At 43.7% G+C, this 26430-nt stretch carries 23 protein-coding genes, 2 rRNA genes and 1 riboswitch; of the genes, 14 read left to right on the forward strand and 11 right to left on the reverse strand.

Annotated elements, in window-relative coordinates; all coding sequences use genetic code 11:
• Positions 1 to 6: 6 nt before the first annotated feature.
• The 5 genes from F894_RS03890 (at position 7) to tnpC (ending at position 5902) form a co-directional block, all read left to right on the forward strand.
• A 23S ribosomal RNA gene (locus tag F894_RS03890) occupies positions 7 to 2901 on the forward strand.
• A gap of 224 nt (positions 2902 to 3125) precedes the next feature.
• Positions 3126 to 3240: ribosomal RNA gene (gene rrf, locus F894_RS03895) — 5S ribosomal RNA — on the forward strand.
• Positions 3241 to 3507: 267 nt separating this feature from the next.
• A complete protein-coding gene (gene tnpA / locus F894_RS03900) occupies positions 3508 to 3891 on the forward strand; it encodes an IS66-like element accessory protein TnpA (RefSeq protein ID WP_004762545.1) in 384 nt (127 codons plus the stop codon).
• Positions 3888 to 4223 carry an IS66 family insertion sequence element accessory protein TnpB gene (tnpB, locus tag F894_RS03905; protein ID WP_004691519.1) on the forward strand — a complete coding sequence of 112 codons (336 nt, stop codon included), beginning with the start codon at positions 3888 to 3890 and terminating at the stop codon, positions 4221 to 4223. Before tnpA ends, tnpB begins: the two co-directional genes overlap by 4 nt.
• Positions 4224 to 4297: 74 nt before the next feature.
• A complete protein-coding gene (gene tnpC / locus F894_RS03910) occupies positions 4298 to 5902 on the forward strand; it encodes an IS66 family transposase (protein ID WP_005246121.1) in 1605 nt (534 codons plus the stop codon).
• 325 nt (positions 5903 to 6227) lie between these two features.
• Here the strand turns inward: tnpC and F894_RS03915 are convergent, their stop codons facing one another.
• The 6 genes from F894_RS03915 to F894_RS03940 form a co-directional block, all read right to left on the reverse strand.
• Entirely contained in the window at positions 6228 to 6809 is a 582-nt protein-coding gene (locus tag F894_RS03915; protein WP_005246122.1) for a lytic transglycosylase domain-containing protein, read from the reverse strand.
• Positions 6810 to 6933: 124 nt separating this feature from the next.
• Positions 6934 to 7425 carry a GNAT family N-acetyltransferase gene (locus tag F894_RS03920; protein ID WP_005246123.1) on the reverse strand — a complete coding sequence of 164 codons (492 nt, stop codon included), beginning with the start codon at positions 7423 to 7425 and terminating at the stop codon, positions 6934 to 6936.
• Positions 7426 to 7538: 113 nt separating this feature from the next.
• A complete protein-coding gene (locus F894_RS03925) occupies positions 7539 to 8738 on the reverse strand; it encodes an acyl-CoA dehydrogenase family protein (protein WP_034438101.1) in 1200 nt (399 codons plus the stop codon).
• Positions 8739 to 8761: 23 nt separating this feature from the next.
• Positions 8762 to 10048: an acyl-CoA dehydrogenase family protein gene (locus tag F894_RS03930; RefSeq protein ID WP_171065025.1), complete on the reverse strand. Its 1287-nt coding sequence runs from the start codon at positions 10046 to 10048 to the stop codon at positions 8762 to 8764.
• Between the two features lie 244 nt (positions 10049 to 10292).
• On the reverse strand, positions 10293 to 11669 hold the full coding sequence (locus tag F894_RS03935) for an ABC1 kinase family protein (RefSeq protein ID WP_005246126.1): 1377 nt from the start codon (positions 11667 to 11669) through the stop codon (positions 10293 to 10295).
• A 160-nt stretch (positions 11670 to 11829) separates the two neighbouring features.
• Positions 11830 to 12138 (reverse strand): hypothetical protein, encoded by a 309-nt coding sequence (locus tag F894_RS03940; RefSeq protein WP_004731213.1) that lies wholly within the window; start codon positions 12136 to 12138, stop codon positions 11830 to 11832.
• 200 nt (positions 12139 to 12338) lie between these two features.
• Between F894_RS03940 and F894_RS03945 the strand changes: the two genes are divergently transcribed.
• The 6 genes from F894_RS03945 to F894_RS03970 all read left to right on the forward strand — a co-directional run bounded on the left by F894_RS03945 (position 12339) and on the right by F894_RS03970 (position 18433).
• Positions 12339 to 12725 carry a lysozyme inhibitor LprI family protein gene (locus F894_RS03945; protein ID WP_004647104.1) on the forward strand — a complete coding sequence of 129 codons (387 nt, stop codon included), beginning with the start codon at positions 12339 to 12341 and terminating at the stop codon, positions 12723 to 12725.
• Positions 12726 to 12928: 203 nt separating this feature from the next.
• The gene (prmB, locus tag F894_RS03950; protein WP_005246127.1) at positions 12929 to 13936 is read left to right on the forward strand and encodes a 50S ribosomal protein L3 N(5)-glutamine methyltransferase; all 1008 of its coding nucleotides are present in this window, start codon (positions 12929 to 12931) and stop codon (positions 13934 to 13936) included.
• A gap of 13 nt (positions 13937 to 13949) precedes the next feature.
• On the forward strand, positions 13950 to 15044 hold the full coding sequence (aroC, locus tag F894_RS03955) for a chorismate synthase (protein WP_005246129.1): 1095 nt from the start codon (positions 13950 to 13952) through the stop codon (positions 15042 to 15044).
• Positions 15045 to 15110: 66 nt separating this feature from the next.
• On the forward strand, positions 15111 to 15632 hold the full coding sequence (locus tag F894_RS03960; RefSeq protein WP_005246131.1) for a GNAT family N-acetyltransferase: 522 nt from the start codon (positions 15111 to 15113) through the stop codon (positions 15630 to 15632).
• A 125-nt stretch (positions 15633 to 15757) separates the two neighbouring features.
• Positions 15758 to 16666: an AEC family transporter gene (locus tag F894_RS03965; RefSeq protein WP_005246133.1), complete on the forward strand. Its 909-nt coding sequence runs from the start codon at positions 15758 to 15760 to the stop codon at positions 16664 to 16666.
• Between the two features lie 299 nt (positions 16667 to 16965).
• Positions 16966 to 17053: riboswitch (glycine riboswitch) on the forward strand.
• 135 nt (positions 17054 to 17188) lie between these two features.
• Positions 17189 to 18433, forward strand: coding sequence for a D-amino acid dehydrogenase (locus F894_RS03970; protein WP_005246134.1), 1245 nt, complete (start codon positions 17189 to 17191; stop codon positions 18431 to 18433).
• A gap of 83 nt (positions 18434 to 18516) precedes the next feature.
• On the opposite strand, the gene F894_RS03975 is transcribed toward F894_RS03970, so the two are convergent.
• Positions 18517 to 19170, reverse strand: coding sequence for an A1S_1983 family putative colistin resistance protein (locus F894_RS03975; protein ID WP_005246135.1), 654 nt, complete (start codon positions 19168 to 19170; stop codon positions 18517 to 18519).
• A 100-nt stretch (positions 19171 to 19270) separates the two neighbouring features.
• Here F894_RS03975 and ispF point away from each other — a divergent pair, with 100 nt between their 5' ends.
• Positions 19271 to 19759, forward strand: a complete 489-nt coding sequence (gene ispF, locus F894_RS03980; RefSeq protein ID WP_005246136.1) for a 2-C-methyl-D-erythritol 2,4-cyclodiphosphate synthase — start codon at positions 19271 to 19273, stop codon at positions 19757 to 19759.
• Positions 19760 to 19761: 2 nt separating this feature from the next.
• Here the strand turns inward: ispF and F894_RS03985 are convergent, their stop codons facing one another.
• The 3 genes from F894_RS03985 to F894_RS03995 form a co-directional block, all read right to left on the reverse strand.
• Entirely contained in the window at positions 19762 to 20286 is a 525-nt protein-coding gene (locus F894_RS03985; protein ID WP_005246137.1) for a protein tyrosine phosphatase family protein, read from the reverse strand.
• Between the two features lie 64 nt (positions 20287 to 20350).
• The gene (locus tag F894_RS03990) at positions 20351 to 21442 is read right to left on the reverse strand and encodes a 3-deoxy-7-phosphoheptulonate synthase (RefSeq protein ID WP_174766804.1); all 1092 of its coding nucleotides are present in this window, start codon (positions 21440 to 21442) and stop codon (positions 20351 to 20353) included.
• Between the two features lie 127 nt (positions 21443 to 21569).
• A complete protein-coding gene (locus tag F894_RS03995; protein ID WP_004647097.1) occupies positions 21570 to 22460 on the reverse strand; it encodes a sulfite exporter TauE/SafE family protein in 891 nt (296 codons plus the stop codon).
• Positions 22461 to 22847: 387 nt separating this feature from the next.
• Here F894_RS03995 and lpxB point away from each other — a divergent pair, with 387 nt between their 5' ends.
• Entirely contained in the window at positions 22848 to 24020 is a 1173-nt protein-coding gene (lpxB, locus tag F894_RS04000; RefSeq protein ID WP_005246138.1) for a lipid-A-disaccharide synthase, read from the forward strand.
• 2 nt (positions 24021 to 24022) lie between these two features.
• Here the strand turns inward: lpxB and F894_RS04005 are convergent, their stop codons facing one another.
• Entirely contained in the window at positions 24023 to 24973 is a 951-nt protein-coding gene (locus F894_RS04005) for an AraC family transcriptional regulator (RefSeq protein ID WP_005246139.1), read from the reverse strand.
• Positions 24974 to 25161: 188 nt separating this feature from the next.
• On the opposite strand from F894_RS04005, the gene F894_RS04010 reads away from it, so the two are divergent.
• Positions 25162 to 26376, forward strand: a complete 1215-nt coding sequence (locus F894_RS04010; RefSeq protein ID WP_005246140.1) for an alkane 1-monooxygenase — start codon at positions 25162 to 25164, stop codon at positions 26374 to 26376.
• Positions 26377 to 26430 lie beyond the last annotated feature (54 nt).

Genomic DNA, 26430 nt, shown 5'->3' on the forward strand with positions numbered 1-26430 from the left:
TTGTATAGTCAAGTAATTAAGTGCATGTGGTGGATGCCTTGGCAGTCAGAGGCGAAGAAAGACGTGATAGCCTGCGAAAAGCTCCGGGGAGGCGGCAAATATCCTGTGATCCGGAGATATCTGAATGGGGAAACCCACTTACCATAAGGTAGGTATTGCAACATGAATACATAGTGTTGCAAGGCGAACGAGGGGAAGTGAAACATCTCAGTACCCTTAGGAAAAGAAATCAATTGAGATTCCCTCAGTAGCGGCGAGCGAAAGGGGAAGAGCCCATTAAGTCATATAAGTTCTAGTGGAACGCTCTGGGAAGTGCGACCGTAGACGGTGATAGTCCTGTACACGAAAGGGCTTATATGATGATGTCGAGTAGGGCGAGGCACGTGAAACCTTGTCTGAATATGGGGGGACCATCCTCCAAGGCTAAATACTCCTGACTGACCGATAGTGAACCAGTACCGTGAGGGAAAGGCGAAAAGAACCCCTGTGAGGGGAGTGAAATAGATCCTGAAACCGCATGCATACAAGCAGTGGGAGCCGGCTTAGTCCGGTGACTGCGTACCTTTTGTATAATGGGTCAGCGACTTATATTCAGTAGCGAGGTTAACCGCATAGGGGAGCCGTAGGGAAACCGAGTCTTAATAGGGCGTTTAGTTGCTGGGTATAGACCCGAAACCAGGTGATCTATCCATGAGCAGGTTGAAGGTTGGGTAACACTAACTGGAGGACCGAACCCACTGTCGTTGAAAAGCCAGGGGATGACTTGTGGATAGGGGTGAAAGGCTAATCAAACTTGGTGATAGCTGGTTCTCCCCGAAAGCTATTTAGGTAGCGCCTCGGACGAATACCATTGGGGGTAGAGCACTGTTTCGGCTAGGGGGTCATCCCGACTTACCAAACCGATGCAAACTCCGAATACCAATGAGTACTATCCGGGAGACAGACTGCGGGTGCTAACGTCCGTAGTCAAGAGGAAAACAATCCAGACCGCCAGCTAAGGCCCCAAAATTATAGTTAAGTGGGAAACGATGTGGGAAGGCATAGACAGCTAGGAGGTTGGCTTAGAAGCAGCCACCCTTTAAAGAAAGCGTAATAGCTCACTAGTCGAGTCGGCCTGCGCGGAAGATGTAACGGGGCTAAAACTATATGCCGAAGCTGCGGATGCATAATTTATTATGCGTGGTAGGGGAGCGTTCTGTAAGCCGATGAAGGTGGATTGAGAAGTCTGCTGGAGGTATCAGAAGTGCGAATGCTGACGTGAGTAACGACAATGCGAGTGAAAAACTCGCACGCTGAAAGACCAAGGGTTCCAGTCCAACGTTAATCGGGGCTGGGTGAGTCGACCCCTAAGGCGAGGCCGAGAGGCGTAGTCGATGGGAAATTGGTTAATATTCCAATACTTCTGTGTAATGCGATGAGAGGACGGAGAAGGTTAAGTCAGCCTGGCGTTGGTTGTCCAGGTGGAAGGTTGTAGGCATGTATCTTAGGCAAATCCGGGGTACTCTATGCTGAGAACTGATAGCAAGCTGTACTTGTACAGTGAAGTGGCTGATACCATGCTTCCAGGAAAAGTCTCTAAGCTTCAGTTACACAGGAATCGTACCCGAAACCGACACAGGTGGTCAGGTCGAGTAGACCAAAGCGCTTGAGAGAACTCTGCTGAAGGAACTAGGCAAAATGGTACCGTAACTTCGGGAGAAGGTACGCTGTTGTCTGTGATAGGACTTGCTCCTTGAGCGGCCGACAGCCTCAGAAACCAGGCCCCTGCAACTGTTTATTAAAAACATAGCACTCTGCAAACACGAAAGTGGACGTATAGGGTGTGATGCCTGCCCGGTGCTGGAAGGTTAATTGATGGGGTTAGCGTAAGCGAAGCTCTTGATCGAAGCCCCAGTAAACGGCGGCCGTAACTATAACGGTCCTAAGGTAGCGAAATTCCTTGTCGGGTAAGTTCCGACCTGCACGAATGGCATAATGATGGGGGCGCTGTCTCCAGCAGAGACTCAGTGAAATCGAATTCGCCGTGAAGATGCGGTGTACCCGCGGCTAGACGGAAAGACCCCGTGAACCTTTACTGCAGCTTGACATTGAACTTTGATCTTACTTGTGTAGGATAGGTGGGAGGCTTTGAAGTCGCGACGCTAGTTGCGATGGAGCCGTCCTTGAAATACCACCCTGGTAATATTGAGGTTCTAACTCTGTCCCGTTATCCGGGACGAGGACCATGTCTGGTGGGTAGTTTGACTGGGGCGGTCTCCTCCTAAAGAGTAACGGAGGAGTACGAAGGTGCGCTCAGCGTGGTCGGAAATCACGCGTAGAGTATAAAGGCAAAAGCGCGCTTAACTGCGAGACCCACAAGTCGAGCAGGTACGAAAGTAGGTCTTAGTGATCCGGTGGTTCTGTATGGAAGGGCCATCGCTCAACGGATAAAAGGTACTCTGGGGATAACAGGCTGATACCGCCCAAGAGTTCATATCGACGGCGGTGTTTGGCACCTCGATGTCGGCTCATCTCATCCTGGGGCTGAAGCAGGTCCCAAGGGTATGGCTGTTCGCCATTTAAAGAGGTACGCGAGCTGGGTTTAGAACGTCGTGAGACAGTTCGGTCCCTATCTACCGTGGGCGTTGGAAATTTGAGAGGATCTGCTCCTAGTACGAGAGGACCAGAGTGGACGAACCTCTGGTGTACCGGTTGTCACGCCAGTGGCATCGCCGGGTAGCTATGTTCGGAAGGGATAACCGCTGAAAGCATCTAAGCGGGAAGCCTACCTCAAGATAAGATTTCCCCGAGACTTTATGTCTCCTAAAGAGCCGTTGAAGACTACGACGTTGATAGGTTGGATGTGGAAGCATAGTGATATGTGAAGCTGACCAATACTAATTGCTCGTGAGGCTTGACTATACAACACCCAAACAGTTGTTGTACGAACTTCGAAAGAAGTGAGGATCAATTGATTCGATATTAAGCAAAACAGCTTGATTTAGTGAACGCTTAAGAACAAATGAGAGTATAATTAAGCACTGCTTAGTTCTACTCGAAAGAACTCAAATATACCTGTTAATGAATTCTATTTGGTAGAAAGCAAGGCAAAACGTAAGACCTAGCAAGTATCCATAAACAGTTGTGCTGGCGACAATAGCAAGAGTGAACCACCTGATCCCTTCCCGAACTCAGAAGTGAAACCTCTTAGCGCTGATGGTAGTGTGGGGTTACCCATGTGAGAGTAAGTCATCGCCAGCTCATTATTCGAAACACCCCCTTCAAGCGAAGGGGGTGTTTTTTTATGCGCGGGTTTTTAGAAATAAGTCTTTTATTTCTGATTCTGATTTCTATATGCATTCACTTCCTATCGAGCTCCACGAACTTATTAATTTAAGTGTATAGAAGTATTTATCTGAAATCTTATTAAAGTCTTCTTAGAGTAAGCGTCCGCTGAACACACCTTATGAATTCATCCTATAAGCCTTAATTTAGTCCCCACTTAAAAACAAGTGGGGACTAAAATTTATGACTACAAATCACCAGACATCCATCGCATCTCTTGCGAAAAAACGAAGAACATACAGTGCTGAATTTAAACAGCAGATCGTTCAGGCTTGTAAAGCACCGGACGTTTCAATTGCTTCGGTCGCTTTGCAACATGGATTGAATACAAATCTTGTATCCAAATGGATTCGCTTAATTGATGGTAAGCCAGGGAATGATCGCTCACCACTACCGAATAAACCTGCATTTATTGCCTTATCTTGCTCTGCACCATTAGATCCTACTCCTACTGACATGTTAACGGTTCAAATTACTTTACCCCACTCAAAAGCAGAAATTGGCTTGAAATGGCAAGTATCAGAAATATCTGCTTTAGCAGAATTACTCAAGGCACTTGCAACATGATCCGCATTGATGAAATCTGGCTTTCTACCCAACCTCTGGATATGCGAGCAGGGATGGATACTATCATGGCTCAGGTGGTGAGAGCCTTTGGCTACATTAAACCGCATTGTGCTTACCTGTTCTGTAATAAACGTGGCCATCGCATGAAAGTGCTGGTACATGATGGACTGGGCATCTGGCTGTGTGCCCGGCGGCTGGAACAGGGAAAATTCCACTGGGCGCAGGTTCACCAGGGTGAAAGCATGGCGATCAGTCCGGAACAGTTACAGGCACTGATCCAGGGTTTACCTTGGCAGCGCATTGGACGACAGCAGGTGGTGACGATGCTCTAAACTAGGCTGGTCCATTCTGCTATTCTCCAAACGTTCTATTTCCTCTGCGTCATGACCTCAGGCATACTGCGGTCATGAATACGCTGCCAGACTTAAGCCAACTGACCCATGAACAACTGCTGGAATTTACCAGACAGTTGGCAATGCAGCATCAGTCTCTGGCACAATCAAATCAAGAATTAGAAAAATCAAACCAGCAATTGGATGCCAAAGTTCAACATCTTTCCATTCTCACGCAAAAATACGAGCATGAGCTCGCACTATTTAAACAGCACAAATTTGGCAGTAAAAACGAACATCTCACCACAAAACAAATCCACCTATGGGACGAAGCGGTCGAAGAAGATATCGCAGCAGTTGATTTGGAACTGGAGCGGCTGAATGCAGATAAAACCGATGCAGCGACAGAGAAAGCCACAGTCAACAAACCTAAACGTCGACTGCTGCCGGATCATCTACACACCATCCGTATTGAGCATGAACCTGCATCAACCCAATGCAGTTGTGGCTGCCAGTTACGTCGTATCGGCGAAGATATCAGTGAAAAACTGCATTTCAGACCAGCACAGTTCTACAAGGAACAGCATGTCCGTGGCAAATGGGTCTGTGATCAGTGCGACACTCTGACTCAGCAAGCGATGCCCGCCTATGTGATTGATAAAGGCATTGCTTCACCTGAACTGCTCAGCCATGTGCTGGTATCGAAGTATGCCGATCATTTGCCGCTGTACCGTCAGCGCCTGATCTATCAGCGGGCGGGCATTGATCTGTCCAGATCTACTTTATCTGACTGGATTGGTCGCTGCGGTGTGGAACTGGAACCTCTGGCCAATGCCTTAAAAGAGGTGGTGCTGCAACAGCAGGTGCTGCATGCAGATGAAACACCAGTCACCATTATGCGGATGGGTGATGATGAGAAAAAACCGAAGAAAGGTTATGTCTGGGCCTATGCCACCACACAGTACAATCCAGTTCAAGCGGTGATCTATGACTTTCAGGATAGCCGTTCAGGCCAGCATGCTGCAGAGTTCTTGAAAGGCTGGCAGGGTTATCTAGTCTGTGATGATTACAGTGGTTATAAAGCACGCTTTAAATCAGGCCAGGTGATTGAGGTGGGCTGCATGGCGCATGCGCGTCGTAAATTCCATGAACTGCATGTGACCAAAAAAAGTCAGGTCGCTGAACAGGCATTAGTGCTGATTCAGAAACTGTATGCCATAGAAGCAGAACTCAGGAAAAAGACCGATAGTACAGCAGAACAGCGCCGCGAATACCGACAACAGCACAGCCAACCGGTGATGCAACAACTATATGAATGGCTCAACCAACATTATCTGACGGTACCATCGAGTTCTCCCACCGCCAAGGCCATCAATTACACGCTGAAGCGTTGGTCAGCTTTAAGCCGCTATCTGGATGATGGCAATCTACCCATTGACAATAACTGGGCAGAGAACTCAATGCGTCCCTGGGCATTGGGACGAAAGAACTGGCTATTTGCAGGTTCGCTGCGTAGTGGTCAACGAGCGGCCAATATCATGACTTTAATCCAGTCAGCAAAGCTGAATGGGCTGGATCCGTATGCCTATCTCAGTGATGTGCTGAAAAGGCTGCCGACACATAAAGCGACCCAAATAGAAGAATTACTGCCACATCGCTGGAAATCCAACTCAAATTAAAAAATAGGCATGGGGTTCAGCGGACGCTTACTTCTTAGAAGGATGATTCACGTTAATATGACTAGTGTTATCCGATCGATATAGTTTGATCTAAAAGATTTTACAGTCCTATCTTATAAATCTTAAAAAATAAAAAACCAGCGAATCGCTGGTTTTTTATGGCAGGGTATTTTTACCGAACACGCATATCACAACTGTAGTTAATATTTTCTAAATATGTTTTCATAGCAGAAATTTCAATAGGTATTATTTAATAACTACTAATTATCAAAGCTTTACATAAAATAGCCTAAGCGTTATTAATTTAATTAGCTTAAATCAGTAATTATAGAGAGTCTTTCAGCATTTTTTTATGCTGTTTTACTTGTTTGGCATAACGTTTACCTTGTTTACGCATTTTACGATTATTTTCATAACCCGATGGACCTACATTATAATAGGCAAGCGCTTTCTTCCAGTCACCGGATGATTGATTATATTTAGAAAGAATATATGTACCACATTGGATATTACTGCTTTCATTGTATAAATCACCTGGACAAGTTTGTTGCCAATATCTCGGAATCACTTGCATCAAGCCTACCGCACCTGCTGGCGAAGTTGCTTGGCTACGATAAGTAGATTCCTGACGAATCACAGCCGCCACTAGAAGTGGATCTACACCCTGATTTTGTGCATGTTGAACAATTAAAGGTGAAACACGATTAGCTGTACTGGATGGGGTGGAATAAGCAGTTTGAATGCCTTTAGACAGCTTAGCTGCGCGTTTTTCTACCGAGCCTCCGCCCAAGGATGAGCAACCCGCAAAAAGAAAAGTGCTCAATAAAATAGAAGAAAATTTAAAAGAATGAGAATGAAATAGTGAGCGTTTAGATTTAATTGGATTGAATAAATAAGAAAAAAACAAACTGTGGATTCCATGCCTGAATAAACGTATTTCGATGTTAGGCAGCCTATATACAAGAGTCAAGCTTGCTGCTGATGAAAGCACTTTATTACTATACAAATTTTATCTATCTACTAAAAAATCTCTAAATTGAAAGGGTCTTTAGCATCCAGATTTCACAGGCATCACTATGTCCGGTATTGCCTTCAGGATAATCAAGATGCTGAAAACCTAATTTTTCATAGAGTTTCACCGCTTGCCAAAGCGCTTTAGTTGTTTCTAGATAGACTGAATTAATCTGATGAGTCTGTGCAAATTCACAGGATAATTCTAAAATTTTCTTGGCAAAACCTTGCTGACGAATTTCAGGTAAAAAGTACATTTTCTGAATTTCTAAAATAGTTGCATCACCTTTTAATGGCGCAATTCCACCACCACCGTAAATTTTATTTTGTTGATCCACAACAACCCAGTAAGCTGATTTCGGTTGCTGATAAACTTGATACAGTTCATCTAGAATAGAATCGCCTACTGCGAAACCAGATTCTGCTGCCAGCCCAAACTCTTGGGAAACACGACGAATAATGCTTGCAATTTGGGCATTATCTTCAGGCTGAATAGGACGAATAGAGTACATATAGAACTGATTTTATTTTGAAAAAACGATGAATTTTTATAACCTTAAATCCTTAAAAAAGCCATCGTTTATTCAATTTAGATAAGTTTAATTCACTATTTGATGAGCAATCACTATTTTAATTCGCTTGATGATTTTCCCAACTCCCGACGGGCAATAATGAGTTGCTGAATTTGCTGGGTGCCTTCAAAGATATCCAAAATCTTGGAATCACGCGCCCATTTTTCCAAAAGTTCAGTTTCGTTATAACCAATGGCTGCTGCCAGTTCGACACATTTTAAGGTGATTTCATTACCGATCCGACCGGCCTTAGCTTTGGCAATAGAGGCTTCACGTGAATTGGGTTTGCGATTATCGGCCATCCAGGCAGCTTTCAGCATCAGTAAGCGTGCTGCTTCCCATTCAGCTTCCATACGATAGATTTGTGCTGCGATATTAGAGCTTTGTAAATACGGTGTGGCATAAGTGGAGTCCAGCTGATCCTTAAAAATCTCCTTGATGCGTTCCAGCGAGGCTTTCGCACAACCAATCGCCATGGCTGCAACCAGCGGGCGAGTATTATCAAAGGTTTCCATCACGCCAGCAAAGCCTTTAGCAACATCGATTTCTGCATGACCGAGCAAGTTTGCTGCAGGTACTCGACAGTTGATAAAGCTAATCGTGGCAGTATCGGATGATTTAATCCCTAATTTATGTTCCAGTCGTTCAACCTTCATTCCTGGAGTACCTTTGGTCACCACAAATGATTTAATTGCCGATCGTCCCTGTTTTTTATCCAAAGTTGCCCAAACGACCACTGCATCAGCACGATCTCCGGAGGTTACAAAAATCTTCTCACCATTCAGAATATAGTCATCACCGTCTTTAGTCGCAGTGGTACGAATTGCAGCGGAATCTGAACCGCAACCTGGCTCGGTAATCGCCATGGCTGCCCAAGTTCCATGAAAACGGTGCAATTGCTCATCATTGGCAACAGCTGCAATGGCTGAATTTCCTAATCCTTGGCGTGGCATCGAGAGTAATAAGCCAGTATCGCCATAACACATTTCAATAATACTCAGGGCGGTAGACATATTGATGCCATTTTTATTGCTGCTGTCTGCATCGCCACGTTTATTGACCGCTGCACCAGCATTCATGCCTTCGCTACCTTGGTTCATACCATCCACGACTGAAGCGAGCATGTCTAGCTCTATCGGATAAGCATGTTCAGCCTTATCATATTTACGTGAAATCGGACGCAAAACATTGAGGGCAACTTCATGTGCTTGATCAATCAAAAGCTTAAATTTTTTTGGAGTTTGTAGATTCATCATTATTCTTCTTTATGTTTTGATCAGGCATGCAAGCCAGAATGGAGAATGGCAGTAGATCTAAGATCTCTATACCAGCGTTCGACCGGATGCTCTTTGGTAAAACCATGACCACCCAAAATCTGTACACCATCGGTGCCTATTTTCATGGATTTTTCTGCACAGAGTAAGCGTGCCAAATAGGCTTCACGATGGAAAGTTTGAACAGATTCAGCCAGACTCGCGGCATTCAGGATCAGCATTCGCATTGCATCAATTTCAATGGCCATATCGGCAATCATAAAGGCGACACTCTGACGATGAGAAATCGGTTCACCAAAGGCAATACGTTCATTGGCATATTGCACACAGTATTTTTTGACTGCTTCACAGGTGCCCACCGCCATCGCACACCACATTAAATTGCCCAAATCTACGAATGTACGATAATCAAAATCTTCATCACCCAGACGATATGCCGGAGTATTTTCAAATTTGAGCGTAACGGTTTCAGTAGCTTTTAATCCCATAGCCGGCGATTTTTTCGCAGTGACGGTACTGTCGCGTTGCACCACAAAGACCTCAGCTCTGCCATCTAGATTAGCACTGACCAGGTATAGATCGGCACTTTCTCCCAAGAGCACCAAGGTCTTTTGACCTCGAATCAGATAATGTCCCTGATGTGCAACAGCCTTGGTTCTAAGTTGCTCCGGGTTAAACGCTGCTGTTTCTTCCTGCACTGCAAAGGTGGCCTTTAACTCAGGATTTTCTGCGAAAGCGCCCAGATATTCTGACTGAATCTGCTCTGAGCCCCAGCGGGTAATGGCATTAATGACACTAAAAGTCGAAAGTAAGCCAGCCGTCAGACTGAAATCACCCTGAGCCAAATGTTGAGCGATTAAAATATTGCTAACTATATTCTGTTCCGATGCAACGCCCCCCAATGCTTCAGGCAGGGCATAGAAATTCAAACCTAAATCAGTGCTGTATTGCCAGAGTTCATGGGGAAATAATTCATGCTGATCTGCATCATGTGCCAATGGATATAGCACCTCTTTAGCAAATTGCTGCATGGCATTACAGGTCATTTGCTGTTCTTCAGTCAGATTCAGATCAAATAAGGATTTGGACTGATGCGGCAGACGCTGTTTTTGAATCTTCTGGCCAGATTTCAGGATTTTCTGGGTTTGACTTAAGGTTTTGAATCCTGCTTTTGAACTTTGATAAAGTGATTTTTCTACAAATTTACGCAGTTTTAATTGATCTAATACTTCGCTACCCGCGATTTTGGTCAGTATGGACAAGCCAAATCCTTGGGCTTTATTCACCATATTATTCATTCTGATTATCCTAAAGGTGTTGTCACGTTATTTTTTAATACTGACATGCACTCAGAGATAAAACTATGTCATCCCTGACATGAATGATTGACAATTTTTAGGTTTTTGGGATTGAGGAAAGGGACGAATAAATCAATGAAAATTAAAAGAAAGATAAAAATACAAAAAATCCATTTTGGATAAAAATTGACCCGAATGACAAAATCATCCGGGTCTTTTTGATGCAGGTTTTATTTTAAGAGAGATGATGTTTAATCATGGCACGCACATTGGTTTTGGCATCAATCACGGTCATAAAGGTGTAAGCACCAATAAATTTACGGCTAATAAACATAAATTCCTTCGGTGGAACACTGAAATAACGTGAAGCCATAGATCTCGACGCCTGTTGCATCACACGGCTATGCAGCTGGCTTTTTTTCCAGTCATAGCGATTATGTTCATCCATGATGCCAGCTGGCAATTCTTGATTATTTAGCGGTGAGCTAAATGCTTCAGTAGCTAATAAGAAGACCTTAGCCATATCCGGTTTGATGCTTTGCGGGATCGAATCAAAAAACTCATAACCGGTCATCGCCTTGACCATCATATCCGAGTCATGATGATAGCCTGCCTGAATCAGGTTACGCGCAACACTGAGCAGATGTTGGTCAAACTGGCGGATCGCGCCAAAGTCGAGCAAAATGATCTTGTCGTGCACATCTGCGCCATTGCCCAGACGAACCAGATAGTTACCAAAGTTCGGATCGGTTTGCATCTCGCCCCATTCGAAGATTTCACGCACTGCAATTTCCAGAGAGGCTTCACCTAACTGGTTGCGGCGTTCTTGAGGTAGGGACAACATCACCGGGCTGTTGATCGGCACACCGCGTTCGAAGGTCATGCACAGCACACGATCAGAGCAATATTCATTAATAATGGTTGGGACCATATAGCGCGGATCATCTTTTAAACGTGCAGCAAAACGACGTGTGGTATCTGCTTCAATCTGATAATTTACTTCACGATGCATCATTTCACGGACTTCATCGAACCATTGGTCGAATTCACGGGTCTGTGGCACGATGCGGGTCAATTTCAACATGTTTTTAAACAGGCTCATATCCGAATCAATCGCTTCTGCAACACCCGGATACTGAATTTTTAACACCAGTTCCATTCCGTCAGATTTTCGGGTAGCACGATGTACCTGTGCCAAAGAAGCTGTACCCAAAGGTTCATGATCAATGGTGAGATCGTCGAGTTTTGAACCGAGTTGTTGCTGTAACTGGGTCTTGATGGCTGGCCATGCCAATGCTACCGTCTGATTGTTCAGGGTATTTAGAGCCTGAGTGACTTCTTCTGGCAGAAAATGCTCACCGTACAGCGCCATCATCTGGCCAATTTTAACGATAGACCCTTTCAGCTTGCCAATTTCTGCGACCAGATAATCGGCCTGTTCTTTCATGGCTTTTTTACGTTTCTTTTCTTTTTCTTCTTCACTTGAGAACATGGAGCTTGCACTAGAAGCCGCCCAACGCGTGCCTGCCAGCAAGGATGCCTTTGCGATCGATAAGCGTCGATCCATAGAGGAGGTTTTCAGTTGTTTAAGCTTATCGTTCTGATCTGACATGTAAACTCGATCCTTTCATCATCAGCATGAAGCAGAATAAATCATTGTAAGGGATAGTAGCGTTTCTGCACGTATTAAAAAAGTTTAAGCTGCTGAATTCATAGTAAAAGCTAGGCAAGCTTTCATTTATTCACCAACTTGTATCAGTTTAGACGGGGCATTATGCCATTTGAAATTGGATTTTTAATTCAGATCGTTGCTGTAACTGTTGTTTATTTGTTTGAATATGTTGATGAATCAGGCGCTGTACGCTGTCATGCATGAAGCCCAAAGCATAGCCTTTTACAATCACAATACTTGGCAAGCCAAAAAACAGATATTTAGCATCGTCCAATGTCGCATCGGTAAATACGCCATGTTGCACTAAGGTCGACTGCAAAAATACCTTTTCTTGCTGCACCTGACTGGAGGCTTTATCATTCCAGTAATTCTGGCGCATCGCCATAAGATTATTGTGCTTATAGCTCATAGATCTGGGCTCATTTGAAGATTGAATGCGGATTATATGTGGGTCATGTGCCAATTTTCAATTGTGCAACTGTTTAATCTTTCATTCCGAGAAAGGCATAGGATTTTTGTCTGGACTGCGTTAATATCAGTGGATAATTTAAACAATATTGATTGTTAAACATTTATTGGGATTGTACCGGTTTCGGTCAAGGGGAAGTTATGCGTCTTGCATGGTTTTTAGTTGCAATTTTTGTGGGTACTGCGGTTCAGACACAGGCTGCTGTTGGGTATTCCAAGGAATATACACAGTGCATGAATTTTAGTTATGGTAATACACCCAAAGCGGAAAAATGCCTGGAAAAAGAGCTGAAAGTTCACAATAAACGTCTGAAGAAAAACTATAAAACTTATCTTAAATTGAATCCGAACCAGACCGCCGCCATTCGCAGTCAGCATGTATTGTGGGAGCGTAAACTGTCCCAGCAATGTAACTTTAGAATGTCAGGAAAATATGCCAAGCAGCAACAGGGTCAATGTATGCTGGCTTTGATCATGGATCAGGCTAATCTTTATCAATCTCGTTCTTATGCGTCCGGTTTTCGATAAATCATCATAGTATTAGTATCGGCATTTAACAGAAACATCCCTGAATAAAGTAAACATTTATCTGCATAATCGCTTACAAAAACAGGAATTTTATAATTTTTGTGGGCGTAGAGAATTCGTGTTTTTCATGCTTTAGCATTATAAAAGCAGGCAAAACAAGGTATCATAAGGCGTTTAAAAAAATGACCTTGGAGACGCCTTAAGTGGATCGACCGACTATTAGCCCTGAACATATGCAGGAAGCCGCTGAAAATTTAACCACCATTCGTGATTTTATTCGTTTTGGTGTGACAGCATTACGTCAATACGATGCACATTTGGGCCAAGGCACAGAAGATTATTTTGCTGAAAGTTCAGCGCTAGTGCTGCAAACCCTGTCGCTAGAATGGAAAGCGGACGCTGAAATTTTAGATGCCAAATTATTACCAAGTGAAAAAGCCGAATTTTTAAGTCTGCTGGAACGCCGTATTAATGAAAAAGTACCAACTTCATATTTATTGAACCTGGCTTACTTCGACGGTAAACCTTATTACGTTGATGAGCGCGTGCTAATCCCTCGTTCACCGATTGCTGAACTGATTCAGAACCGTTTTGCCCCGTATTTCCTGGGCGAACATGGTCAAATGGGTGAGGCAGTCAACAACTTGCCGGAAAACCCGAATCCGAAGACGCCTCAACGTATTCTAGATATGTGTACCGGTTCAGGCTGTATCGCGATTGCCTTGGCTTATGCTTTCCCTGAAGCGGAAGTGGATGCGACTGATATTTCCAAAGAAGCCTTAGAAGTTGCGCAAATCAATACTGAGCATCATGACAAGCAATATCAGATCGCATTGCTTGAATCGGATTTGTTCGAAAAAATTCCAGCCGAAAATCAATACGATTTAATCGTATCTAATCCGCCGTATGTCGATGCGGAAGATATGGCGGATTTGCCTGAGGAATTCCATCATGAGCCTGAGCTTGCGCTTGCTGCAGGTCAGGATGGTCTGGATCTGGTACGTAAAATGCTGGCTCAAGCTGCAGATTATCTGACTGAGAATGGCCTGATCGTGATCGAAGTGGGTAACTCAGAATGGGCAATGCGCCAAAACTTCAATTCGGTTGATTTCTACTGGTTGCAATTCCAGAAAGGTGGTACGGGTATCTTTGCATTGACTGCAGAGCAATGCCGTACCTACCGTGATTTATTTATTCAGTCTATTGCATAAGGAGTCGTTTGACATGGCAGGTAATAGTATAGGGCAACTGTTCCGTGTAACGACTTGTGGTGAATCTCATGGTGTTGGCCTGATGGCCATCATCGATGGGGTTCCACCCGGCATTGAGCTGACTGAAGCTGATTTGCAAAAGGATCTGGACCGCCGTAAGCCGGGTACATCGAAATTTGCAACCCAGCGTAAAGAACCCGATGAAGTAGAAATTATTTCCGGTGTGTTTGAGGGTAAAACCACGGGTACTTCAATTGGTTTGTTAATTCGTAATACGGATCAAAAATCGAAAGACTACGGCAATATCGCACAAACTTTCCGCCCGGGTCATGCTGACTATACCTATACCCAAAAGTATGGTTTCCGTGACTACCGTGGCGGTGGTCGTTCAAGTGCGCGTGAAACGGCAATGCGTGTTGCAGCGGGTGCCATTGCCAAGAAATTCCTTTTTGAGAAATTTGGCATTGAGATTCGTGGTCATGTAACCCAAATCGGTACAGAAAAAGCAGAAAAACTGGACTGGAATGAAGTTCCAAACAATCCGTTTTTCTGTGGTGACGTGGATGCAGTACCACGTTTTGAAGCGCTGGTCACGTCTTTGCGTGAGCAAGGCACCAGTTGTGGCGCTAAACTCGAGATCATTGCATCTAAAGTACCTGTGGGTTGGGGCGAGCCTGTATTTGACCGTTTAGATGCAGATATTGCCCATGCCATGATGTCGATTAATGCCGTTAAAGGTGTAGAAATCGGTGAGGGCTTTGGCGTCGCTGAACAGTTTGGTCATGAAAGCCGTGATGAACTCACCACAGAAGGCTTCCTGGCCAATCATGCTGGCGGTATTCTAGGTGGTATTTCTAGCGGTCAGGACATTCGTGTTGCGATTGCCTTGAAGCCAACTGCGTCTATTACCACGCCGGGTAAAACCATCAATATTGAGCGTGAAGATACTGATGTACTGACCAAAGGCCGTCATGATCCTTGCGTGGGCGTGCGTGCAACCCCGATTGCTGAAGCGATGCTGGCGATTGTGCTGATGGATCACTTCATGCGTCACCGTGCGCAAAATGCCGATGTAGTTGCGCCATTTGCACCGATTGAACCTAAATAATTTGCTTTAACTTTAAAGTGAAATTGTTTTAAAGTCAGACTCCGGTCTGACTTTTTTATTTATAAAATGAATCACTATAAAAATATACGATTGGCAAGCAAAGCTGATATTCAGCAACTTACCATACTAATTAATACAGCTTATCGTACTCGGGGTGGATGGACCACAGAAGAAGGAATGATCCAGGGTGATCGTATTCAAGAACAACAGTTATATGAATTGCTCAATTCAGCAGATTTTCAGCTGTTTGTGTTGGAAATTGAAAATAAGCTTCTTGGTTGTATTGGCGTGAGCTTAGGGCAGCAAGTAGCAGAGATTGGAAGCTTTGCTGTTGCACCTGCTGAGCAAAACTCGGGTTATGGCAAGCAATTATTGGACTTTGCCGAATCCCATATTTTCGAAATATTTAAGAAGAACGTGATTCAGATGTCAGTGTTAAATGTTCGTACTGAACTGTTGGCATATTATCAGCGCCATGGCTATCAGCTGACTGAAAAGATTGAAGCATATCCACTGGGTCAAAAGCTCGGAGAACCTTTGATTCCGTTACATTTACTGATTTTAGAAAAAATCATCAGATCAATATGATTAGCTGGTGAAAATTCAAGCTTTTTGCTACTTAAATTGAGTGGTGAAAAAGCTCATCAATATGCTAAGTTTTCTGTTCAGTCTAAGCGGCTTAAGATTAGGCAGAAAACAGACCAGGATGTCACATGCTGCATATTATTTTAACTTCTTTATTTCCCCTCATCGGACTGATCAGCTTTGGTTATCTGCTTAAGCGTAGGCAATGGTTGAGTGACGATTTTTGGCGAGGTGCAGAAAAGTTAAATTATTATGCACTGTTTCCGGTGATGCTATTTTTAAATCTGGCCACTGCCAAGATTCAAATGGATGTCATTCAGGATGTAGTACTGGTCGTATTTAGCATCATGGCTGTGGTCAGTATTGCGCTGTATATCTTGCGCCAAATTTACCGAATTTCCTATGCGCGTTTCGGCGTCTATGTTCAGGGTTTGCTACGCTTTAATACTTATATCGGACTTGCTGCTGTCAGTACCTTGTTTAATCAGCAGGGCATGACCATCTTCGCTGTGATTATGGTGCTGTGTATTCCTTTGGTGAATATCTTGTCAGTGCTGGCATTTACCCGTAGTCATGATATGCAGCTGAAAAAAATCATCCTGGATTTGTCTAAAAATCCATTAATTCTAGGCTGTATTGTGGGTGGTTTATTTAATCTTTCCGGGTTGTCACTCTGGACTGGAGCAGAGCAGTTCCTTAAACAGATTGCACTGTGCAGTTTGCCGCTCGGTTTGATGTGTGTGGGAGCAGCCTTACAGTTTCAGGGTTTTCAGCGTGATACGTTGCCACTCAGCCTAATGACCTTTGGTCGCCTGTTCGGAATGCCGCTGATTGCATTTTTAGTGTGTAAAATTTTCCAGATTGATGTATTAACTACTCAGGTTTTGGTTTTGTTCTTTGCACTTCCTACCGCCTCAGCTTCGTATGTTTTAACCCGGGTGTATGGTGGCGATAGCGAGTTAATGGCCAGTATTATCAGTGTACAAACAGTGGTCGCAGCAGGAAGCTTAGTACTGATGCTTTCTTGGATTATCTAAAATTCTAAAATGGATAAGGAAAACTCTACATTTTGAATTATTAAAATAGCCTAAGCAAAAAAAAAGGTTAAATTTTATTTAAGCGTCAAAATCAAATAAGTCTTAGAATTTTATAAAAGGTAGAACTTACTCGTTTCACTTACGACAGCAAAATCTAAAAATTTGATATCTAGGCAATATCCTCCATCACACATGTATGCTCTTAATTAAAAAAGAATCACAGATAAATTCACGTGAATTAACATAAATAAAAACTGTGTTTTTCCTAAAAATGGTATATAAATTGCTCATGATAATAAAACATTATTGCAGGAGAGAAATGCTTCTGCATTCGCCGAAGGAGCAAGGTCCCAGGAAACTCTCAGGCAAAAGGACTGTGATAATGGATAAAGACTCTGGAGAGAAGTGTTGAATCACTCACCGAAGGGGAAGGTGGCCGCATTGATGTGCAATGTATCTACCGAAGCTCTCAGGTACACATGACAGATGGGAAAAGACATCAATACAATCAAGGAGGTGTCTATGCGTCATGTCGTGGTGATTGGGGCCGGGATTACTGGAGTAACCACAGCTTATGAGCTGGCATTATCAGGCTATCAAGTGACCGTGGTTGATCGGCATCTATATCCGGCAATGGAAACATCCTTTGCCAATGGCGGCCAGCTTTCTGCCTGTAATGCCGAAGTATGGAACCAGAAAGCCACGGTACTCAAAGGCATCAAATGGATGTCACAAAAAACCGCACCACTTTTGCTCAATCCTTCTTTCAGTATACATAAATACAGCTGGCTCATGGAATTTCTGGGCAATATCAAACATTATGAAGCCAATACCCGAGAAACGGTACGGCTGGCTTTACTGGCAAGAGCACGCTTATTTGAAATTGCCGAAACAGAAAATATTGATTTCGATCTGGAAAAACGCGGCATTTTACATTTTTATCATAACAAGACGGATTATGATGTTGCGATCAAAGTCAATGATCTGTTGTGTAGCGGTGGTCTGGAGCGCAATGCCATTTCCAATGCAGAAATCAAGCAGATCGAACCTGCATTAACTGGCGATTATTATGCAGGATTTTACTGTCAGAGCGATGCCACCGGGGATATTCATAAATTTAGTACCGGTTTGGCCAAAGCCTGTATGCAAAAAGGCGTGAAATTTGAGTTTGGTCAAGATGTTTTTGTTGTTGATCATCAGGCTCAGAATATTCGGGTTAAATGCAAACCTAGTACTGAAAATGTCCATTCCTCTCCAGAGGATGTTCTGGAAATTAATGCAGATGCCATTGTGGTCTGTGCAGGGGTTGGCAGCTATCAATTGGCTGAAATACTTGGTGAACGAGTCAATGTCTATCCAGTCAAAGGCTACTCGATTACCGTGCAACTGAATGATGAGCAGAGCCAGAACAACGCACCTTGGGTCAGTCTGCTAGATGAAAGTGCGAAAATTGTCTTGTCACGCCTAGGCAAGGATCGTTTGCGTGTTGCAGGAACAGCCGAGTTTAATGGCTATAACCGGGATATTCGTGCTGACCGAATTCAACCTTTAATTGACTGGACCAATCGTAATTTTGACCTGTGTACTGAGCATGTTGTTCCGTGGGCAGGCTTACGCCCCATGATGCCAAATATGATGCCTGTGGTACGTCGTGGCAAACATGAGCGAGTCTTTTACAATACCGGACATGGTCATCTGGGCTGGACTTTATCAGCTGCAACGGCCGCAATGATCAGTCAGGAAATTGCGCAATACTATCCTGCTTAAATTGATAGCCCGCTTGCGGGCTATTTTTTACACCAAAAATCTCATTTTATATAACGATAAATTATAATATTTTTCAAAATAAATCAATCATATAGTCGATAAATACCGGTAAAACGTTCACAGCCTTTTTGCTGGCTACTGACCGCTAAAATGGCTTTACTATAGTTAAATTCATAGCGGCAGTCATTTTCGTTATCGGTAATCTGGTTTTTTGTCTCAGGCGTAGTATAGGCTAAAAAAGGAATGATCTGTTTCTCGGTCCGGTTATTCGGATTACGATAGGCAAGACCTTCAACCTTGATCCGGTCTTTGGTCAGTTGATGAATCTTGAGATGTACAGGCTGCTTGGCGATTTGTCCCTGTTCAAACTTGATATAATGCTGGGTCAGACTTTGATTCAGCGAAATATAGACATTTAAATCATCTAAACGCCATTCAAACTGCTGTTTAAAACAGTCTAGCGTTTTGCATTGCTGTAAACGGGTCGCCCATAATTGTTGGCTATCTTGCAATAAGCGCACAGGCGCATCGGTAATCAGAAAAGCAGTAAAGTATTGGTCTGCGAGTTTTGCACGAGATTCAGCCAACGATGCTGAGCAGACTTTATTCATGGCAGCCGTTTTTTGGCTGTCATCGCTACAGTTTAGTGTGATCGCCGAGCTACCTGTAGAAATCATCCCCAGACCGAGCATCAGGCCAATTATTTTCAACATATTTATATCAGTTTTCAGTAGCATGATCGCTTATACTTTCACTGTGTTACGCTTGGTCTAACTATAGCGAAATAGAAAGCAAGTGTACAAGATTTCAATGGGCTATTTCTAAAGGATGTATAAGGTGATTGCACAAATTCGTATTGGCCAGGGTCTGGATGTGCATGCATTTGAAGAAGGTGATTTTGTCACTTTGGCAGGCATTCAAATTCCGCATACTCAAGGTCTGAAAGCACATTCGGATGGTGATGTGGTGCTGCATGCACTCTGTGATGCTTTGTTGGGTGCATTGGCGCTTGGAGATATTGGCCAGCATTTCCCAGATACAGATCCTGAGTTTAAAGGTGCAGATAGCCGGGTACTACTCAAGCATGTTTATCAGCTGATTCTGGATCGTGGTTATCGCCTGAATAATGCTGATATTACGGTGGCTTGTGAACGTCCAAAACTGGCTAAGCACAATCTGGCGATGCGTCAAAGTATTGCAGATGTCTTGGATGTTGATGTGACTCAAATCAGTATTAAAGCCACCACCACTGAACAGTTAGGTTTTACCGGTCGTCAGGAAGGCATTATGTCCATGGCAACCGTGCTGTTGAGCCACAGTAAATAAAATCAGGCAAAATAATTTGGATTAATCAGGGAAAGTTCCAGTTCCTGCGTTGCTTTACGACCTTGTAGCTGTAGGGCAACCGCATGCATTAAACCGGTCCAGGTTTCATTTGGTTCCCAGATCTGATGCAAGTGTTCTTGTGCTGTAGGCATATCGATATCCATATAGTACTGACGATATAAATACATCAGACAACTGACATGGTAGTTTTGCGAACAATGTACCCAGACCATTTGCTCTTTTACCAGATGATCGATCAGATCCAGTACCAGCAGGCATTGATTGTCTGATGGGGTTTCCCAGGAAATCGGAACCTGAATATAGTTCAGTCCCAGCTCAAGGCAAATTTTATCTTCATGCGGCAGATACTGTTCGCTATCGGTCAGCGCCACATTGATGACTGTAGATACACCGTATTCTTTCATCAGCTGTAATTGGGTAGTGGTCGGTTGACCGGAGCTAAACAGATGTTCGTGTATGAACTGAAAATTCTCAATCTGGCTTAATGCCGTTTCAATATCATTCATCAGATAAATTTTCCTTGTTCTAGAAATGCAAACGCCATCTTGGCGATGGCGTTGGTCAGATCATTTAACGATTAGGTAAAATGTCTTTCAATGCCTCATGCATGTCGAGTAAAACTTTTTCAGTCGTTTCCCAGTCGATACAGCCATCCGTAACGGATTGACCGTATTCCATATCATTCAGGTTCGCCGGAATGTCCTGACGACCACCCTTAAGATGACTTTCTACCATAATACCAACAATTGACTTGTTTCCATCAAGAATTTGTTCGGAAATGTTTTTAAGTACAAGTGGTTGCAGGTACGGGTCTTTGTTAGAGTTGGCGTGGCTGGCATCAATCATGATCTTGGTGCTGACTTTGGCCTTGGCTAGAGCAGCTTCTGCATCGGCAACCGAGCCTGCATCGTAGTTCGGCTTGCCATTACCGCCACGCAGTACCACGTGAGCATAAGGATTGCCTGAAGTGCGAATCACAGCCACCTGGCCTTGATCATTTAGACCGAGGAAGCTATGGCCATGTTTTACCGATTGCATCGCATTGGTCGCGACCGTTAAACCGCCATCAGTACCATTTTTAAAGCCGACTGGTGAAGAAAGACCAGAAGACATTTCACGATGGGTCTGGCTTTCTGTGGTACGTGCACCAATTGCTGACCATGAAATCAGGTCTTGGTAATACTGTGGCGAGTTTGGATCAAGTGCTTCAGTGGCACATGGCAAGCCCATTTCATTCAGTTCAAGTAATAGCTTGCGACCGATACGCAGACCTTTTTCAATATTGAATGAATCATTCATGTCTGGGTCATTGATCAGGCCTTTCCAGCCTACGGTAGTCCGTGGTTTTTCAAAATAAACCCGCATCACGATGTATAAGCTGTCTTTAACTTTTTCGCTCAGTACTTTTAAGCGTTCAGCATATTCATGCGCCGCCGCCGGATCATGGATAGAACAAGGGCCAATTACAACGAACAGGCGTTTGTCTTCACCATCCAGAATTTTACGAATCGTTTCACGACCATGCAGTACGGTTTGATAAGCAGTTTCAGTCAACGGTAACTCTGCTTTAAGCTCAGCAGGGGTTACAAGAGGAATCATGCTGTGGATATTCACGTCATCAATATCTGATGCTGAAATAGGATTTGACTGTTGTGTATTCATTGCCGTCACTGGTTCGATCATACAAAAGGTTGTTTAATAGCCCGAATATAACATGAATGATGCGTCACTTTGTTATAAAAAAGATGAATACTTCTTTGAAAAAAAAGTGATGAATCGGATAGTTAACTTAAACGGACGGGGAATTTTGATTCACAATTATCATTGCTGTTTCAGCAGGTTGAGCCGGTTTTGATTTCACAGGATTAATCATGAAATTCACGCCCAGCGCAAATAGGGTAATACCTAAAATTTTGCGGATCAGTTTTTCCGGCATACGTGAACTAAGCAAGGTCCCCACAATAATTGCCGGAATAGAACCCACCAATAACCACATGAGTAGCATGAAATCGACATTGCCTGAAGACATATGACCCAGCCCTGCAACCAGGGTCAGTAACACTGCATGCACAACATCTGAGCCAATGATACGAATCATCGGCAGATTCGGGAACATCACTACAAGTGCCATGATGCCAAATGCGCCGGCACCCACTGAAGAGAGCGTGACAAATATGCCCAAGATAATGCCCATGATGATAATGGCTACGCGCTTTTCCTTGGCTTGCAGCTTTACTTTTTCCAGATCTTGGGTCATATCCGGTAGTTCTTGTTTTCTGTATTTATTAAAAAGATTTTCGATCTGGCTACGAAACAGAATGGATAAGCCGGTAATGGTTAGCATAAAGCCCAATACCATGGTCAGGACGGCCTTGTAATGCGTTGATTGGCTCAGATAGTTATCAAGAACCCAATGTGTTGCAAAAGATGCGGGAATACTGCCAACGGCCAGCCAGATCACAATCGGCCAGACAATATTCATTTTCTTGGCATGCACAAACGAGCCACAGAATTTAGAAATCGCGGCATAGAGCAGGTCAGTACCAATCGCGATATGCGGTTCAATCCGGAATAAACTGATAAGAATTGGCGTCATTAATGAACCGCCACCGACACCGGTGACACCTACACAAAAACCTACCAGAACGCCTGCTAAAATAAATTCAATCGGACCAAACATGCATATATGCCAAAATCAAAAAACGAGCATATCTTATGACTTTTGGATATAAGTCGTTGTCTTGATTATTGATTTACTTATGCATAAAAAAGATAAAGCTAGGTGAAGAATATTAGGTGATCTTTCATGTTTATTCACTGGGTTATGTATAAATTGCAAATATGATGATTGATTTTAACTGTCCGATTTGCCCCATTTCTGTCTAATTGAATGTACCTGTAAATGTCGATTTAATTCTTGTTAGGCAAGCTCGATCATTGACTAAGTCATTCTAAATGGTAAGTTTCTTAAAATGAGAAGATGCTTAAGCTTCTTCCGGAATAGTCACAGGATTATGTTAGAATCCCGATTCAATAAATTTCCATGCGGATTTGAGAGGAAACCCACTTGCTAAATCGAAAACTTAAAATTGGAATCGTGGTCGGTGAAGTCTCTGGAGATACGCTTGGCGCAAAATTGATTCGCCGTTTTCGTGAGCAAGGCATTGATGCTGAATTTGAAGGTATCGGTGGGCCACAAATGATCGCGGAAGGCTTTAAAAGTTATTATCCGATGGATATTTTATCGGTGATGGGCATTGTCGAAGTTCTGAAAGACATTAAAAAACTGTTTGCTGTGCGGGATGGTCTGGTGGAAACCTGGACTAAAGATCCGATCGATATTTTCATTGGGATTGATGCGCCTGATTTTAACTTGCGTTTATCAAAAACCATTAAACAAAAACAGTTGCCTATTAAAACCGTGCAATATGTCAGTCCTTCAGTCTGGGCATGGCGTCAAGGCCGTGTACATGGGATAAAGGCCAGTATTGATCTAGTACTGTGCCTGTTTCCATTTGAAAAAGCGTTTTTTAAAAAATGGGATGTGCCAGCAGCTTTTGTTGGGCATCCTCTAGCCAGCCAATTGCCGCTTGAAAATCCAATTCTGGATGCTCAAATAGAATTAGGCCTGGATCCACATCAGAAATATATTGCATTATTGCCAGGCAGTCGTCGTGGCGAGATTGAGCGTTTGGGCCCTTTGGTTGTGGATGCTGCCAATATTCTGCATCAAAAATATCCAGATTATACCTTTCTGATTCCGGCCATTAATGATGCGCGTAAACAGCAAATCGAAAGTTTACTGGCCACTTATCCTGAGAGCTTAAGGGCCCAAATTCGCCTGATGGAAAATACCAGCGCTGAGTCCAAAATTGGCCGTCAGGTGATGAATGCGTCCAATATTATTGCACTGGCGTCTGGAACTGCAACGCTTGAAGCGATGTTGCTGCACCGTCCGATGGTGACTTTTTATAAATTGCACTGGCTGACTTATCAAATTGCCAAATTGCTGGTGAAAATCCCTTATTTCTCCTTGCCGAATATTATTGCTGGCAAAAAAGTAATTCAGGAATTGATTCAGTCGGATGCTACCCCGGAAAATCTGGCAGCCGAAATTGAAAAACTGATGGATATTGAAGCAGCACAGATTCAGGTTATGCAGCATATCACCATGCATAAGCAGCTACTTTCTGGCAATAGCGAAGACCCGGTCAAAGCAGTGTTGGCATTAGTCCAGTAATTTTAGTCTGGTAATAAAGACTGGTTCTTCTGACAATGCAGCCGGTATTGGGTCGGCGTCAGTTCAAACTGTTTTTTAAAACTTTGGCTAAACGCCGTCTCGGATGAATAACCAACCAGATAAGCGATCTGCTGGATACCAAATCCACTATTTCTCAAATATTGTGCGGCAAGGCGCAGGCGGTGCTGTTGCAGATAGGCCAGTGGCGGCTCACCGACAATCTGGGTAAATAACTGGGCAAATTTGGAACGTGACATATGACATTGTTCGGCCAGACTTTCTACAGTCCAGGATTGTTCAGGTTTGCCATGAATCGCTGCCAATGCATTGGACAGTTCCGGATGCGAGAGCGCATTTAGCCAGCTCGAGGCATTTTCCAGGTTTAAAATATAATCACGCACGCATTCAATCAGTAAAATACTGACCAGATGATCCAGAATCTTGTCACGTCCGGGACGAAGCTGCTGGGTTTCCAGTGCCAGAAACTGCAAGCCAACCTGTAACCATTCTGGCGCCGTATCACCCAGAATATGTTGAATATGCAGGTATTTAGGTAATGCACTCAAAAGAGGTTTGGCCATCTGGATATCCAAGCTAGAACGAATAGCCAGTATGAAACTATGCTCCGCCGAATTTTCCCGATTGAGATCAACACATTGCTGTGCATTGCTCTGAAAATAAGGATTAATCGCATGGTGCTCAGAAAAATCGGCATTGTCTGGGCAGGAAACATGATGGGAGGAACCTGCGGGTAATAGCACCAGATCACCTTGTTGCAGCTCCAGTCGATCACCATTCATGAACTTTAATTGCGCCTGTCCTTGTAACAGGATATAGGCCAGCATAAAGGGTTCATGTTGATAGTCAAAGCCGCCCGGATGAAATACATTCAGATAAAGATATTCCGATTTTTCCAGATGAATATCATCAAAAATTTTACTTAAAGCATCCATGCCTAACTCTATTCTTCTGTTTTATTTCATTTAATTGACTATAAATTTTTTAACTTTGTGATTTTAGGCCAGAATTTGGCAGCATGTGCCAAAGACGCTGACATAGCTTTTCTGGACGTTGAATACTGTTCGCTACTGCTGAAATAATCAACTATAAGTGCAGAGTAACATAAAAAAGGAAGGTCGCAATGAATGCCCCTGCACAAATCCAGAAAGCGCAGTTTACGCAGGAAGCGTCGGCACTAAAAGGTGTCAAGCTAGATAAAAAACGTTTTGGCTGGTTGCTCAGCCCAGGTCTGCCTGTGATCGGAATGGGAATTCTGGCCGGTTATCATTTTGGTCCCAAAGCGACTAAAAAAGTCTTTGCCATGGGCGGACTATTATTACTGCACGTAATCATTCCGACTCTGGATGCCCTGATTGGCGATGATGCCAATAACCCAAATGATGAGCAGATCAAGGCACTGGTTAACGATCCTTATTATGACCGCATTGTAAAAGCATTTATTCCCTTGCAAATGGCAGCCAATGCCTTTGCCGGTTATGTCGTAAGCCGGCCAAATGTGTCTTTGCTGGATCAGGTACTGCTTGGAGTTTCTATGGGTGCGATTAATGGTGTGGGGGTGAATACCGCACATGAACTCAGCCATCGTCCCCAGAAAAAAGACCATTACTGGTCTCATGCCAGCCTGATGCCTTTGGGCTATAACCATTTCCGGATTGAACATCCTTATGGACATCATAAACGGGTAGCCACGCCTGAAGATCCGGCATCTTCAAAAATGGGTGAATCTTTTTACCGCTTCTGGCCACGTACCGTAATAGGTGGATTAAAATCTGCAATCCAGATTGAAAAAAGACGGCTCGAGCGTAAAGGACTGAAATTCTTTAGTCAGGAAAATGAGCTGTTTCATGGTTGGGCCATGAGTGCTGCTTATCATGCCTTGATGCTGAAGGCGTATGGCAAGAAAATTATTCCTTATACACTGACACAGGCATTTTATGGCGTCAGCCTGTTTGAGATTGTGAATTATATCGAGCACTACGGACTAAAACGCGGACAGAAAGCGGATGGCAGTTATGAGCGAACCTTGCCAGAACATAGCTGGAATAATAACAATATCGTGACCAATCTGTTTTTGTACCAATTACAGCGCCATTCTGACCATCATGCCTTTCCAAGCCGGCCATTTCAGGCGTTGCGGCATTTTGATGAAGCGCCAGAATTACCCAGCGGTTATGCAACCATGTTGATTCCAGCCTTGATTCCACCTTTATGGTACAAAATCATGGACCAGCGGGTGTATCAGCATTATCAGGGCGATTTAAGTAAGGCTAATATCTTGCCTTCCAAGCGTGCCAAGCTGTTTAAAAAGTTTGGTGTAAAAGACTCTGCCGCTTAATAAATTACAGAATAAAAATGCGCCGATAAAGGCGCATTTTTTGATGAATTCTGC

The sequence above is a fragment of the Acinetobacter sp. CIP 51.11 genome, assembly GCF_000369665.1.
GTDB classification, from domain to species: Bacteria; Pseudomonadota; Gammaproteobacteria; order Pseudomonadales; family Moraxellaceae; genus Acinetobacter; species Acinetobacter lwoffii_S.